Origin of the sequence: Methylobrevis albus (assembly GCF_015904235.1) — a bacterium.
Taxonomy (GTDB): Bacteria; Pseudomonadota; Alphaproteobacteria; order Rhizobiales; family Pleomorphomonadaceae; genus Methylobrevis_A; species Methylobrevis_A albus.
In genome coordinates this window covers 75,062-89,059 of record NZ_JADZLT010000048.1, presented here as the reverse complement: position 1 = coordinate 89,059, position 13,998 = coordinate 75,062, and the positions used below count along the sequence as shown (strand labels likewise).

The window sequence follows — 13,998 nt, the reverse complement described above, 5'->3', positions numbered from 1 at the left end:
GCTGCGCGGGCACGAGGGCACGGTCTGGAGCGTCGGCTTTTCCCCGGACGGCACGCGGATCGTCTCCGGCGGTGACGACGGCACGGTTCGGCTTTGGACACCGGACGGCGCTGCGGCGGGCGAGCCGCTGCGCGGGCACGAGGGCACGGTCTGGAGCGTCGGCTTTTCCCCGGACGGCACGCGGATCGTTTCGGGCGGCCATGACGGCACGGTGCGGCTGTGGACGCCGGACGGCGCTGCGGTGGGTGAGCCGCTGCGCGGGCACGAGGGCACGGTCTGGAGCGTCGGCTTTTCCCCGGACGGCACGCGGATCGTTTCGGGCGGCCGTGACGGCACGGTGCGGCTGTGGACGCGGGACGGCGCTGCGGTGGGTGAGCCGCTGCGCGGGCACGACGGCATGGTCTTCAGCGTCGGCTTTTCCCCGGACGGGACGCGGATCGTCTCGGGCGGCGAGGACGGCACGGTGCGGCTGTGGACGCCGGACGGACGCCGCCTTCTCGTCTTTCGCGGTTCGGTCTCTGGCGTCCCCTGGGTCGCGATCAACGATGTGGGGCAGATCGTTTCCGGAAACTGGGCCGGCCAGATCCATGTTTTTCAGCCAGAGCCGACGTTGCTGCTGCCGCCGCCGTGGACATGGCTCGCGCCCGGGTTCAGCCTTGCCTTGCTGGGAGCGGCATCCGCTGCCTGGCGAAGGGCGGCGGACGACATTCGCCGCGAGGCGGCGCATCGGGAGCAGCGAGTTCCCGCAGCGGCGGCGTTTCTCGATGCCGAAGGGCCGCTGGAGCGCCCGGACCTTGCCGGGCCGGCGATGTCGGCGCTCGTTCACCGGCTGTCCGGATTCATCCGCAATCGCGATACCGCGACCCCCTTCACCTTCGCGCTCGCCGGGGAGTGGGGCAGTGGCAAGTCGTCGGTGATGCGCCTGTTGCAGGACGATCTGGAGCGGGCGGGGTTTCCCACGATCTGGTTCAACGTCTGGCATCATCAGAATGAGGAGCACCTGTTCGCGGCGTTGATGGAGGCGATCCGCACCGAGGCGGCGCCGAGCCTGATGAGTTTTTCGGCCTATCGCTGGCACCCGCTCGCCTTTCGCCGCCGGCTGCTTGTCGAGCGGATGCAGGCGCATCCGTTGCGCTACGCCCTGCAACTCGCCGTCGCCATCTTCTTCGTGATCCTGCTCTGGAAGCTGGTCCCGACTGTCGACATGAGAACGTTGCCGGAAGGGCTGCTGAAGTGGACGGACCAGGGCATCGTTCTCGTCAAGCTCGCGGCGAGCCTCGGAGCCTTCTGGCTCGCCTTGCGGGAACTCGTGCTGCCGTTCAACGTGAAGCCCGGCGCGCTGCTGGCGAGCAGCGACGGCTGGCTGGGCACGCGGTCTTTCAATGATCGGCTCGGTTTCCGCCAGACCTTTGCGACGGCGTTCGGCGAAGTCACCCGCGCGATGGGCGACCGGCGCCTGACCATCCTGATCGACGACCTCGACCGCTGCCGGCCGGACCGGGTCGTCGACCTGCTGGAGGCGGTGAACTTTCTGACCAGCAACGGCAACTGCTTCGTGGTGCTCGGCCTGTCGGAAGGTCCCGTGACGGCGGCGATCGGGCTGAGTTTCAAGGAGATCGCCGACGAGCGAGTGCGGCCGACCCGGCGACGCGGTCGGGAGGCGAAGCCGGCGGCTGCGGCACGGCTCGCCTTCGCCCGCAACTATCTCGAAAAGCTGGTCACCCTGCGCGTCCCGGTTCCGGCGTTCGACGGCGCCGCGCTGCGGAACTGGCTGGACAACGGCGGTCTGCAGGCACGGTCGGCAAGGCCATCGGGATGGCGCGAGTTTGCGAGGGCGCTGCCGTTGCTCCTGTGCTTCGGATGTTTCGCGATTGGAGCCGCGCTTTTGGCCCGGGAAGTTGCCGGACCAATCGGCAGAACTTGGGACACCGCCCCCAAACAGCAGACGGATGCTATGCCGCCACCGCCGACCGGGCAGGCTGGAGTTCCGGCGCCGGTGCCGCAGGCTGGCGACAGCGCTGCTGCCCCGCCCGTCAATCCGGCCGGCGATCCTCTCGACGACCTGCAGCGGCGTTCGCCCGACCGCGGATACATCGCGCCGGCGGCGCCGCACTGGACGGCGGACTTGCACTGGCTGGCGGCGGGGCTGCTGCTGGTGGTTCCGCTGCTGCTGCTCAGCCCGTCGTGCCGACGGTACGTGTTCGGCTGGATCTCCGGCGTCGAGAGCGGCGTGCGGCGGGACAGCGACGAGTATCGCCGGGCGTTCGGGCTCTGGGCGCCGCTGGTGCTGTCCTCGCGCGGCTCGCCGCGGGCAATCAAGCGCTTTGCCAACCGGATGCGTTACCTGACCTCGGACGTCGAGGTGCGCGGCAACGAGGGCAAGATCGCCGCGCTGGTGGCGCTCGGCGCCCTCGACGAGGCCGGGCTACTGGACGCGGCGCGCGGGGTGGCGCAACTCGCGACGCTGCGCCATTTCGGCACCATAGAGGCGCTGGATGCCGGGATGCTGGCGGCGATCGGGGCGATTGCGCCGGCCGACTGGGACGATTATTGGGTCCGCACGGGGACGCCGATGGCTCCGCCCCCCGCCACGCCTACCCCTCCGGCAGCGGAATGAACTCGGTTTCGTCGGGGACGGGGTCGAAGCGGCCGCGTTTCCAGTCTTCTTTGGCCTGTTCGATGCGCTCGCGGCTGGAGGAGACGAAGTTCCACCAGATGTGGCGGGGGCCTTCGAGGGCGGTGCCGCCGAGGAACATCATGCGGGCGTCGTCGACGGCGCGCACGGCGATGGCGTCGCCCGGGCGGAAGACGAGGAGGCGGGGGCCTTCGAAGCGTTCGCCGGCGATCTCGACCGTGCCGTCAAGGACGTAGATCGCGCGCTCCTCGTGGTCGGGATCGAGCGGGGCGACGTGGCCGGCGGCGAGCGCCACCTCGATGTAGAACCAGTCCGACACCATGCTGACCGGCGAGGTGACGCCGAAGGCGGAGCCGCCGACGACGCGGGCGCGCAGGCCCGGCTCCTCGACGACGGGCAGCACGGCGGCGTCGAAGTGCTGGAACGACGGGTCGATCTCCTCGCGGCCGGCGGGGAGGGCGATCCAGCTCTGCAGGCCGAGCATGCGCTGGCCGTTCGCGCGCGCGACGTCGGGCGTGCGCTCGGAATGGGCGATGCCGCGGCCGGCGGTCATCAGGTTCATCGCGCCGGGTCGGATCTCCTGAATGTTGCCGACGCTGTCGCGGTGCATGACGCTGCCGTCGAAGAGATAGGTGACGGTGGCGAGACCGATGTGCGGGTGCGGGCGGACGTCGAAGCCGGCGCCGGGAACGAACTGCATCGGCCCCATCTGGTCGAAGAAGATGAACGGCCCGACCATCTGGCGCTTGCCGTGCGGCAGGGCGCGGCGGACGAGGAAACCGTCGCCGAGATCGCGGGCGCGCGGCACGACGACGAGCTCCAGCGCGTCGCACGAGCGCGGGTCGCCGGCGACGGGATCCTGCGAAGCGAGCCAGCTCATGGCGATGCTCCCTGAATGGTCGCCTGCGGGCAGGCGGGAGAACCCATGATGCCGCGGGCCGCGGCCGCCTGTCGATCCGGAAATCATCGGCGCCGCGGCGGGGCACGATCCGAGGTTGGCGTTTCGGGGGGCCGGGACCGGCTGCGGTTGCGGCCGGAATTCACCCTCTGTTAGCCATGTCGCCATAAAGTTGTGCGGACCAAAGCCCCCGGGGACGTCCGCCGTGTCGAAGATCTTCTCGTTTCGCCGTGAAGCCATGCCGGATCCGGTCGTGGCCTCGGCCGCTCCGGTTGCAACCGCCGCGGCCGAGGCGCCTCCGGCGCCGGCGGGGGGCATGCTCGATCTCGTCGAAGAGGACATCGCCCGCTCGCGGCTGCGGCTCGAGGCGGCGTCGGCGGATGTGGCCGATTTCATCCGGCACGGCGCGGAGCTGGCCGGCCGGGTCGCGGGGGACGCCGACACGCTGGCGACGACGATCGGTTCGGCGGTGGCGGCGGTCGACGCGCTCGGCGCCTCCTATGGCCACGTGGTCGAGGCCGGCCAGTCGATCGGCGGCGAGATCGGCAAGGTGAAGACGCTGTCGGTCGCGGCGCAGGACGGCGCGCGCCGGGCCGGCGACGGCGTCGAGGAACTCCGAGCCGCCATCGCGCGCATCGGCGTCGTGGTCGGGCTGATCGCCAAGGTCGCCAAGCAGACCAACCTGCTCGCCCTGAACGCGACGATCGAGGCCGAGCGGGCCGGCGAGGCGGGGCGCGGCTTTGCCATCGTCGCCAAGGAAGTGAAGTCGCTGTCGCGCGAGACGCAGGAGGCGACGGACGAGATCACGGGCACGATCGCGGCGCTGCAGGCGGCGGCCAAGCGCTCCGGCGGCAGCGTCGCCGAGGTGATCGAGATCATCGCGCAGCTGTCGCCGAGCTTTGCGCGGGTCGCCGACCTCGTCGCGGCGCAGGAGCAGCGCGTCGCCCATGCGGCTGCGAGCGCCGACGAGGTGCGAGCCTTCGTCGAAACCGTGGCGAGCCGCGCCGACGACATGAAGCGCAACAGCATCGCCTCGGCGGAGGCGGTCGGCGGCGTGCGCGGGGCGGCGGAGACGCTGCGCGACACCAGCCTGCGCACCTCGCAGCGCCTCGTCACGGTGCTGCGCCAGACCCCGGCCGCCGACCGGCGCCGACACGACCGCTTTCCGCTCGCAAACCGGGTGACGCTGTCGCGCGGCGGCAGCCTGGTTAGAGGCGTCAGTGTCGATCTTTCGCGCGGCGGCATGTTGGTGCGTCCCGCCGAGGCGGGTGCGCGGCTCGACGGCCGCTGCATCGCCGAGGTGCAGGGCGTCGGCCGGATCGAGGCGCGGGTGGTGGGCCAGTCGCCCATCGGGCTGCATCTGGCGTTTGCGGAAGGCCCGGAGACCGACCGGCTGGTCGGCGCCGCGGTGGACCGGCTGCAGGCCGAGTACCAGCCGCTGATCGACCGGGCGACGACGACCGCGCGGAAGATCGAGGAGATCTTCACCGCCGCGCTGGCGGAGGGGGCGATCGATGCGCGCGCGCTGTTCGACACCGACTATGTCGCAATCCCCGGCACCGACCCGCAGCAGTTCGACACCGCGGCGATGCCGTTCCTCGAGCGCGTGCTGCGGCCGCTGCAGGACGGGCTGCTCGGCGAGGACGAGCGGATGGTGTTCTGCGCCGCGGTCGACCGCAACGGGCTGCTCCCCGTGCACAACCCTGCGTTTTCGAAACCGCAGCGGCCGGGGGAGCCGGTGTGGAACAATGCCAACGCCCGCAACCGGCGCATCTTCGACGACCGCACCGGCCTGCTCGCCGCCCGCAACAGCCGGCCGTTCCTGATCCAGGCCTACACCCGCGACATGGGCGATCGCCAGGTGGAGATGAAGGAAGTCGACGCGCCGATCGTGGTCGGCGGCCGGCACTGGGGCGGGTTCCGGACGGCCTATCGGTTCTGATCAGGAAAAATTTCAGAACTAGGAATTTTGTCCTTGACAGCGTCGCGCTGCTCGGGCATGTTCTCGTCATGATCCGAGATGTGCGGGCGGCGGGGTCACCGCCGGGACGGAGCGGAATGGGGAAGCCGGGCGACTTATGGTCGGCCGGCTTTTTGCGTTTCGGCAGCGAGACGGGACGCGCGATGGCCGGGGCAGGGACACGGCGGGCGCCGCGACCGGAGACGCTGCTTGCCCGGATGCGGCGCACGCTGGGGCGCCAGGTCGAGGAACTCGAGAAGCGGTTCGCGGATGCGACCACGGTCGAGGAAAAGGACGCCCGCACGCTGGCGACGCTGGCGCGGGCGCTGGACGTGCTGATGACGCTCGAGAACGACGCGGGGAGGGGCCGTGCGGCAGCCGACCATGCCGGAGACGGCCGCCCCGGGTCCGCCGGACGCGAGCTCCCCGTCGGCCGCGACGGTGCCGCCGCCGCGGCCCTGCGCGGCGAACTTGCGCGCCGCCTTGAAGCGCTCTGCGCGGACGGGCCGGCTGACGGCGGCGCTGGATGAGCTCGACCCGGCGCTGGCCGAATGGCTGCTGACCGATTGGCCGACGTTTGCCCGGCCCGACCAGCTGCCGCCGGAGGGCGACTGGACCGTCTGGCTGGTGCTTGGCGGGCGCGGCGCGGGCAAGACGCGCACCGGCGCCGAATGGGTGCGGGCGCAGGCTTTGGGCGACCCGGCCGGCGGCATCGCCGCGGCGGGGCGGATCGCCCTCGTCGGCGAGACCTATTCGGATGTGCGCGACGTGATGGTCGAGGGCGTTTCGGGGCTGCTCGCCGTGCACGCCGCGGCGGAGCGTCCGCTCTGGCAGCCGAGCCGGCGCCGGCTGGAATGGCCGAACGGCGCCGTGGCGCAGGTGTTCTCGTCGGAGGATCCGGAGGGATTGCGCGGGCCGCAGTTCGACGTCGCCTGGGCCGATGAACTCGCCAAATGGCGCCACGCCGAGGCGACCTGGGACATGCTGCAGTTCGGCCTGCGCCTTGGCCGGCGGCCGCGGCAGGCGGTGACGACGACGCCGCGCGCGGTGCCGCTGCTCCGGCGGCTGCTGGCCGCGGAGGGGACCGTGATCTCGCGGGCGCCGACGCTGGCGAATGCGCGGTTCCTGGCGCCGGCGTTTCTCACGGCCGTGGTCGGGCGCTACGCCGGCACAAGGCTCGGGCGGCAGGAACTCGACGGCGAACTGATCGAGGAGCGCGCCGACGCGCTGTGGTCGCGGGCGCAGCTCGATGCGATCCGGATCGAGGGGCGGCCGGAGCTGCGCCGGATCGTGGTCGCGGTCGATCCGCCGGCCTCGTCGCATCGGCGCTCCGACGCCTGCGGCATCATTGCCGCCGGCATCGACGCGGCGGGCATCGGCTTCGTGCTCGCCGACGCCTCGCTGCGGGCGGCGCGGCCGGAGGTCTGGGCGCGGCGGGTGGTGGAGCTGTTTCACGCCGAGGAGGCGGACCTCGTCGTCGCCGAGGTCAACCAGGGCGGCGACATGGTCGCGGCGGTGCTGCGCGAGGTGGATGGCGCGGTGCCGGTGCGGGCGGTGCGGGCGAGCCGGGGCAAATGGCTGCGCGCCGAGCCGGTCGCCGCGCTCTATGCCCAGGGCCGGGTGCGACACGCCGGGCTGTTCCGCGAGCTGGAAGACGAGATGGCCGACTTCGGCATCGACGGGCTGTCGGGCGGCCGGTCGCCGGACCGGCTCGACGCGCTGGTCTGGGCGCTCGGGACGCTGATGCTGGGTCCGGAGCGACAGCCGCGGGTGCGGCGGACGTGAGCCGGCTCGTTGGACAGCATGCAAGCCTCTGAAATCGAACAGAATTTGACTAAAACTTGTGCACGGAGATCAACTAAGCATTAACCCTGACGGCCTAGCCTCGTCGCATCAGCCTCTGCGGGTGGGCCGCCGCGGCTGCAAACCATGACGGGCGGAGAGCGTGCGATGCTGGCGCCGGCCTTTGCGATCGACCTTGAAGAATTCACGCTGAGCATCGGCCGTCGCATCGACGGGTTTCTCTATCGCGGCCTCAACAGCGACGACTACGCCATGTGCTGGCTGTCGAGCGGCTTCGAGGCGCTGACGGGCTATCCGGCCGACCGCTTCGTGGCCGAGCGCAAGGCCTTCGCCGACCTGATCCATCCGGATGATCTCGGCGCCGTCAACGCGGCGGTGGCCGACGCGCTGGAGCGCACCGGGCGCTGGCAGCTGTTCTACCGGATCCGCCACGCGAGCGGCGACTGGGTCTATGTGCTGGAGACCGGCGGCGGCTGCGCCCCCGACCCCGCGACCGGACGTGTGCTCTATCTCGACGGCCTCATCGTCGAGGCGGGGCGGATGACCGAACTCGCCGGACGGCTCGAAACCGGGCAGGCGGCGGTCGAACTGATCAACGCCTCGGTGCGCGAGATCGTCCGGACGCTGAAGACGTTGCGCCTGCTGGCGCTGAACGCCCGCATCGAGGCGGCGCGGGCGAATGAGCATGGCGCCGGCTTCGGCGTCGTCGCCCAGGAAATGGTGGCACTGGCCGATACGGGCGAGACCGTGACGCGGGCGATCGAAGTCGAGCTGAAGAGCTTGAACGCAGTCGTCCGCATCTAGCGCCCCGTGGCGGCGGGACGACTGACCGCCATCCCGACACACGAACGCCCGGCCGGAGGGATCCGACCGGGCGTTGCTGTTTCAAGGCCGCAGCTGCGGCGCGACGGAGGCCTTATGGCGCCGTCGCGGGCGGCGGCAGGGCGGGCGAACCGTCGTCCGGCGGCGTCTGGTCGGCCGGCGCGGTGTTCTCCGGCGGCTGAACGGTCGGCTGGACGTCGTTCGGCGCCGGGGTCGCCGGCTCGGGCGTGGTGGTGGTGGCCGCCGGCGGTGCCGGGGTCACGGGGGCCGGCGTCGTCTCGGCCGCGGGGGCGTTGTCGATGGCGTCCTGCTCGGCCACGTCGGTCTGCACGATCGTCGTGTAGGCGAAGTAGAGCAGAGCGAGCGCGAGGCCGCCGATCAGGACGTAGAGGACGGGACGTCCCTTCTTGCCCTGCCGTGCTTCGGTCGGTTCGAGTTGCGGAGGCATCGGTCGTCTCCCTTTCAGATTCTTGTTCGAATGAGGCGTGGGACGGTCTCACCAGGGTGGGCCGGGCGGCGGAAGCCGTTCGTCCCGAGACACGCTCTGCAGGCTTAACGTTCCGGCGGCCCTCCGGTTCCCTCTCGTCATACTTCTTGTCAGCGAGGATTTGCCCATGCCGTGGGACACGATCCGCCGGCGCCTGCAGCGCCCGGCGCGCAGCACCGCGCCCGCCGAGCCGGCGCCGACGCCTCTGGGGCCGGCAGAAGCCAAGGCGTCACGCACGGCGGCGCTGATTGCATTCGCTCAGGGCGGACGGCCGGTGTGGACCGCGCGTGACTATGCGCCGCTGATCCGAGAGGGCTTCACGCGCAATCCGGTGGTGTACCGGGCGGTGCGCCTCGTCGCCGAGGCGGCGGCGAGCGTGCCGCTGGTGCTGACCGAGGGCGCCGAGGAACCCGAGACGCATCCGCTGCGCGACCTGCTCGCCCGGCCGAACGCCGGCGAGGCCGGTGCCGATTTCATGGAGGCGCTGTTCGGGCACCTGCTGCTCGCCGGCAACGCCTATGTCGAATGCGTCGCGGTCGAGGGCCGGCCGGCGGAACTGCACGCGCTCCGGCCCGACCGGATCAAGGTGGTCGCCGGCAGCGACGGATGGCCGGCCGGCTACGACTACAGCGTCGGCGGGCGGACGGTGCGCTTCCGCGACGGGGACGGCACGCCGCCGCTGCTGCACCTGAAGCTGTTCCATCCGCTCGACGACCACTACGGCTTCGCGCCGCTCGAGGCGGCGCAGGTCGGCCTCGACGTCCACAACGCGGCGGCGGCCTGGAACAAGGCGCTGCTCGACAATGCGGCGCGGCCGTCCGGCGCGCTGGTCTACCGCGGCGAGGGCGGGCTCAGCGACGAGCAGTTCGAGCGGCTGAAGCGTGAACTCGCCGACGGCTTCCAGGGGGCGGGCAATGCCGGGCGGCCACTGCTGCTGGAGGGCGGGCTCGACTGGACGGCGATGAGCCTCTCGCCGCAGGACATGGATTTCATGCAGGCGAAGAACGCGGCGGCGCGCGACGTGGCGCTCGCCTTCGGCGTGCCGCCGATGCTGCTCGGCATTCCGGGCGACGCGACCTACGCCAACTATGCTGAAGCCAACCGGGCCTTCTGGCGCCAGACCGTGCTGCCGCTGTGTCAGCGCGTCGCTGCGGCGCTCGCCGCCTGGCTCGGGCCGCTCTACGGCCAGGGGATCAGCCTGCGGGTCGATCTCGACCAGGTGCCGGCGCTCGGCGGCGAACGGCAGGAGCTGTGGCAGCGGGTGATGGCGGCCGACTTCCTCACCGTCAACGAGAAGCGCGCCGCGGTCGGCTATGCCCCCGTCGAGGACGGCGACCGGCTGCCCGCCGGGGGCGGCCGCGAGCCGAAGCCGGAGGGGCGGGGATGGATGTGACACGGGTCTTCGCCGAGCGCGGCGACCTCGCCCATCTCGCGCTGTTCCTGTGGGCGAGCGGATCGAGCGGGCTGCTGGTCTGGAGCTTGCGCGAGCTCGCGGCCTCCAACCGCCGGTTCAACGATTTCGTGGCCGAGAACGCGCGGCTGAATCAGTGGTTCAACGACGACGGGGCGTGAGCCGTTTCGGTCATCGATCTGACCGCACGGGCCTTTCCAGCCCGGGCTCAACCTCGCCCTTCGCGCGGGGGTGCGGGCGGCTGAGATGCGGCCTCAAAAAGCGGCGGCCGAACTTCAAGCGGCTGAATCGGCACGCGAAGTTCCCTGCGCAAGGGATTCATCCGACTCGGCTTTCGGGCGCAGCCTCATGTGCAGCGTCAAGCCGTTGAATCTACAGCTCTACATCGGAGAGGAGGGGAAAGTGACTCGACCGGCAGGGTCTGTCAACGACCTGATTCATCGCCTGAGGCCGTTGAATCAGTCTGGCAACGGCGGCGCGGATCCCGCCCCGCTGCCCGAGCCCGCGCGCGTCTTCGGCGCCTTCTCCGCCGGGCTGCGCCGGGTGCTCGCGTCGGAGGTGGCGCGGCTCAGGCCGCAGCCGCCGGACGCCGGGAGCCGGCGATGAGAAGCTTCGCCGCGGCGATCGCCGCGCCCGAGATCCGCACCGTGCCGGCCGCCTTCGGCCTGCCCGGCACGGACGGGGTGATCACCGGCTACGCCAGCCTGTTCGAGCGCGCGGACCTCGCCGGCGACGTGGTGGCGCCGGGGGCGTTCGCGGCGAGCCTCGCCCGGCGCGGGGTCGGCGGGGTGCGGCTGCTCTGGCAGCACGACCCGCGCGAGCCGATCGGCACCTGGCTCGAGATCGCCGAGGACCGGCACGGTCTGCGCGTCACCGGCCGGCTGCAGCTCGACGTCGCCCGCGGGCGGGAGGCGTTCAGCCTCGTTTCGGCCGGCGTGCTCGACGGGCTGTCGATCGGCTTTCGCACGGTGCGGGCGGTGCGCGAGCGCCGCGGCGCGGTGCGGCGGCTGCTCGAGGTCGACCTCTGGGAGATCTCGCTAGTGACCTTCCCGATGCAGCCGGACGCCCGGCTGGTGACGCCGGCGGCGGCCGGGACCGCGCCGGTCGTCCGCGCCATCCGCGCCGCCGCCCGGCGGCTCGATCCGAGACTGCCCGAGCACCGGACCTGACCGGCCGGCTCGGCTCCACCCGCGCCCGGCCGGCGGCCGGCGACGATGAAAGGACGACGACATGCAGATGAGTGGCATGGCCCCCGAGGTGCGGGGCGAGATCAAGGCCGAGGTGCGCGGTATCGCCGGCGGCGATCCGGCGGCCGGCGAAGTGGCGGGGGCCTTCGCCGAGTTCATGACGGCGTTCGACGCCTTCAAGGACGCGAACGACGAGCGGCTCGCGGCGATCGAGCGGCGCACGCTCGACCCGCTGACGCTGGAAAAGCTCGCCCGGATCGACCGGACGCTGGATGCCCGCAAGGCCGAGCTCGACCGGCTGACGGCGCGCAGCCAGCGCCCGCCGATCGCCGGTGACGACAGCGGCCGGCCGAGCGCGGCGGCGCTGGAGCACCGCGACGCCTTCCACGGCTATGTCCGCGGCGGCGGCGAGGCGGGGCTGAAGACACTGGAGGCGAAGGCGCTGTCGGTCGGCTCCGGCCCCGACGGCGGCTACCTGGTGCCCGAGGCGACCGAGGCCGAGATCGGCCGGCGGCTCGCGGTGCTGTCGCCGATCCGCGCGCTGGCCTCGGTGCGCACGGTGTCGACGGCGACCTACAAGCGGCCGTTCTCGGTGTCGGGGCCGGCGTCGGGCTGGGTCGGCGAGACGGCGGCGCGGCCGCAGACGGCGTCGCCGACGCTGGCCGAGCTCGCCTATCCGGCGATGGAGCTCTACGCGATGCCGGCCGCGACGCAGACGCTGCTCGACGATGCGGTGGTCGACATCGACGCCTGGCTCGCCGACGAGGTCGAGACGGCGTTCGCGGCGCAGGAGGGCACGGCCTTCGTCACCGGCAACGGCGTCAACAAGCCGACCGGCTTCCTCGCCGTCGACGTCGAGCCCGAGGCCGACTGGGAGTGGGGCAAGCTCGGCTACATCGCGAGCGGCGCGGCCGGTGCGTTTGCGGCGAGCAATCCGTCGGACCGGCTGATCGATCTCGTCTACGCGCTCAAAGCCGGCTATCGCCAGAACGCCAGCTTCGTGATGAACCGCCGCACCCAGGCGGCGATCCGCAAGCTCAAGGACGCCGACGGCAACTATCTCTGGCAGCCGCCGGCAATCGCCGGCGGGCGGGCGAGCCTGATGAGCTTCCCGCTCGCCGAGGTCGAGGAGATGCCGGATATCGGGGCCAACGCGCTGGCGGTGGCGTTCGGCGACTTCCGGCGCGGCTATCTCGTCGTCGACCGGGTCGGCGTGCGGGTGCTGCGCGATCCCTACTCGGCCAAGCCCTACGTGCTGTTCTACACGACCAAGCGCGTCGGCGGCGGCGTGCAGGACTTTGACGCGATCAAGCTGCTCCGCTTCGCCGAGAGCTGAGTCGCGGGCCGCGGCCGGGGTCGTTTCGCCGGTGGGGGTAGCCTCCGCCGGCAAAACGGCCAGCAGGACAAAATTCCCAAACATCGCGACGGAGGCGTCCATGACGACCGAGCGGATCGAGCCGCCGGCGACCGAGCCGGTGAGTCTCGCCGAGGCGAAGGCGTTCCTGCGCGTCGACGGCGACGGCGAGGACGAGCTGATCGCGAACCTGATCGCGGCGGCGCGCGAGCGGATCGAGCGGGCAGCGGGGCGGGCGATGATCGCGCAGGGCTGGCGGGTGCGCGTCGATGCGCTGCCGGCGGGGCGCGTGCTGGCGCTGCCGGTGCGGCCGGTGCTCGCCGTGACGGCGGTGCGGGTCGCCGATGCCGGCGGAGTGCTGCAACCTCTGGACGAGGCGGACTACGAGGTCGATACGGCCGGCGGGCGGGTCGCGATCAAGGCGGCGGTGGTGCCGGGGCGGCGCCTCGGCGGCATCGAGGTCGACGTCACGGCGGGCTACGGCGCGGCGGCGTCGAGCGTGCCGGAGGATCTGCGCCAGGCGGTGCGGCTGCTCGTCGCCGACGCCCATGCCAATCGCGGCGACGCGGCGACGGAACGGGCCGGGGCGGGACTGCCGGCCGCGGCGGCGGCGCTGATCGCGCCGTTCCGCCAACTGAGGCTCCTGCCATGACCGCGCCGGTCGCCATCGGCGCGCTGCGCCATCGCCTGACCGTCGAGGAGCCGGTCGCGACCACCGACGACCTCGGCGGCGCCGCGACCGTCTATGTCGTGGTCGGCGACGTCTGGGCCGCGGTCGCCGAACCGGCGCTCGCCGAGCGGGTCGGGGCCGACGACCGGCCGATCGGGGTCGCGACGCACCGGCTGGTGCTGCGCGACGACATCACGGTCGCGGTCGGCTGGCGGCTGACCGGGGGCGGGCGGAGCTTCCGCGTGCTCGCCGTCACGTCGGCGGGGCTGGGCTTCGTGCGCTGCCTCGCCGAGGCGGTGGCGCCATGAGCGCGGTGGTGCCGTCCCGCTTCGGCGACGCGGCGGCCGCCCTGCAAAGGGCCGTGCGGGGCCGGCTGCTCGGCGATGCCGCGGTGGTGGCGGCCTGCGGCGGACGCATTGTCGACGGGCCGCCGAAGGCCGGCGAGTATCCGTATCTCGCGTTTGCAACAGTGCGCGTGCGGCCGTTCGGCGGCGACGAGGCCGACGGGGCCGAGGTGACGCTCGGGCTCGACGCGGTCGGCCGCGGCGGCGGCCGGGCCGACGTGCTGGCGCTGGTCGCGGCCGTCGAGGCGGCGCTCGCTGCCTCGGCGCCGGCGCCGGATGAGATCCACCTCGTCGCGCTGCGCCTTGCCGGCGCCGAGGCCGAGCGGCTGCGCGACGGGCGCACCTGGCGCTGCCGGATGACGCTGGTGGCGCTGGTCGAGACCTGAGCCGGCCGGCGGTGGCCGCTGTTTTCACGAGACAACCATCA

Annotated in this window: 14 protein-coding genes; 12 read left to right on the top strand and 2 right to left on the bottom strand. The window is 72.2% G+C overall.

Translation table 11 applies throughout. From position 1 onward, the window contains the following. A partial coding sequence (locus I5731_RS07305; RefSeq protein WP_268926564.1) for a P-loop NTPase fold protein occupies positions 1-2,617 on the top strand: 2,617 nt, incomplete at its 5' end. Here the strand turns inward: I5731_RS07305 and I5731_RS07300 are convergent. Beyond that, positions 2,595-3,515 (bottom strand): pirin family protein, encoded by a 921-nt coding sequence (locus I5731_RS07300; RefSeq protein WP_197310713.1) that lies wholly within the window; start codon positions 3,513-3,515, stop codon positions 2,595-2,597. The two genes, I5731_RS07305 and I5731_RS07300, sit on opposite strands and share 23 nt — an antisense overlap. Positions 3,516-3,738: 223 nt before the next feature. Between I5731_RS07300 and I5731_RS20000 the strand changes: the two genes are divergently transcribed. From I5731_RS20000 to I5731_RS19995, 4 genes are all read left to right on the top strand, one after another. Beyond that, the gene (locus tag I5731_RS20000; protein WP_197310712.1) at positions 3,739-5,475 is read left to right on the top strand and encodes a methyl-accepting chemotaxis protein; all 1,737 of its coding nucleotides are present in this window, start codon (positions 3,739-3,741) and stop codon (positions 5,473-5,475) included. A 182-nt stretch (positions 5,476-5,657) separates the two neighbouring features. Continuing rightward, the gene (locus tag I5731_RS19750) at positions 5,658-6,023 is read left to right on the top strand and encodes a hypothetical protein (protein ID WP_235981615.1); all 366 of its coding nucleotides are present in this window, start codon (positions 5,658-5,660) and stop codon (positions 6,021-6,023) included. Then, positions 5,977-7,278, top strand: coding sequence for a DNA-packaging protein (locus I5731_RS07290; protein WP_407941829.1), 1,302 nt, complete (start codon positions 5,977-5,979; stop codon positions 7,276-7,278). Before I5731_RS19750 ends, I5731_RS07290 begins: the two co-directional genes overlap by 47 nt. A 165-nt stretch (positions 7,279-7,443) precedes the next feature. Continuing rightward, positions 7,444-8,100 (top strand): methyl-accepting chemotaxis protein, encoded by a 657-nt coding sequence (locus tag I5731_RS19995; protein ID WP_328838354.1) that lies wholly within the window; start codon positions 7,444-7,446, stop codon positions 8,098-8,100. Between the two features lie 112 nt (positions 8,101-8,212). On the opposite strand, the gene I5731_RS07280 is transcribed toward I5731_RS19995, so the two are convergent. Beyond that, on the bottom strand, positions 8,213-8,566 hold the full coding sequence (locus I5731_RS07280) for a hypothetical protein (RefSeq protein ID WP_197310710.1): 354 nt from the start codon (positions 8,564-8,566) through the stop codon (positions 8,213-8,215). 166 nt (positions 8,567-8,732) lie between these two features. Here I5731_RS07280 and I5731_RS07275 point away from each other — a divergent pair, with 166 nt between their 5' ends. The 7 genes from I5731_RS07275 to I5731_RS07245 all read left to right on the top strand — a co-directional run bounded on the left by I5731_RS07275 (position 8,733) and on the right by I5731_RS07245 (position 13,957). Then, the gene (locus I5731_RS07275; RefSeq protein ID WP_197310709.1) at positions 8,733-9,998 is read left to right on the top strand and encodes a phage portal protein; all 1,266 of its coding nucleotides are present in this window, start codon (positions 8,733-8,735) and stop codon (positions 9,996-9,998) included. Further along, positions 9,989-10,177 (top strand): hypothetical protein, encoded by a 189-nt coding sequence (locus I5731_RS07270; RefSeq protein WP_197310708.1) that lies wholly within the window; start codon positions 9,989-9,991, stop codon positions 10,175-10,177. The genes I5731_RS07275 and I5731_RS07270 overlap by 10 nt, the downstream gene beginning before the upstream one ends. A 441-nt stretch (positions 10,178-10,618) precedes the next feature. Further along, positions 10,619-11,185: an HK97 family phage prohead protease gene (locus tag I5731_RS07265; protein WP_197310707.1), complete on the top strand. Its 567-nt coding sequence runs from the start codon at positions 10,619-10,621 to the stop codon at positions 11,183-11,185. Positions 11,186-11,246: 61 nt separating this feature from the next. Beyond that, on the top strand, positions 11,247-12,539 hold the full coding sequence (locus I5731_RS07260; RefSeq protein WP_197310706.1) for a phage major capsid protein: 1,293 nt from the start codon (positions 11,247-11,249) through the stop codon (positions 12,537-12,539). Positions 12,540-12,639: 100 nt separating this feature from the next. Beyond that, positions 12,640-13,209 carry a head-tail connector protein gene (locus I5731_RS07255; RefSeq protein WP_197310705.1) on the top strand — a complete coding sequence of 190 codons (570 nt, stop codon included), beginning with the start codon at positions 12,640-12,642 and terminating at the stop codon, positions 13,207-13,209. After that, positions 13,206-13,535: a head-tail adaptor protein gene (locus tag I5731_RS07250; protein WP_197310704.1), complete on the top strand. Its 330-nt coding sequence runs from the start codon at positions 13,206-13,208 to the stop codon at positions 13,533-13,535. Before I5731_RS07255 ends, I5731_RS07250 begins: the two co-directional genes overlap by 4 nt. Continuing rightward, entirely contained in the window at positions 13,532-13,957 is a 426-nt protein-coding gene (locus I5731_RS07245) for a DUF3168 domain-containing protein (RefSeq protein ID WP_197310703.1), read from the top strand. The genes I5731_RS07250 and I5731_RS07245 overlap by 4 nt, the downstream gene beginning before the upstream one ends. Positions 13,958-13,998: the final 41 nt, after the last annotated feature.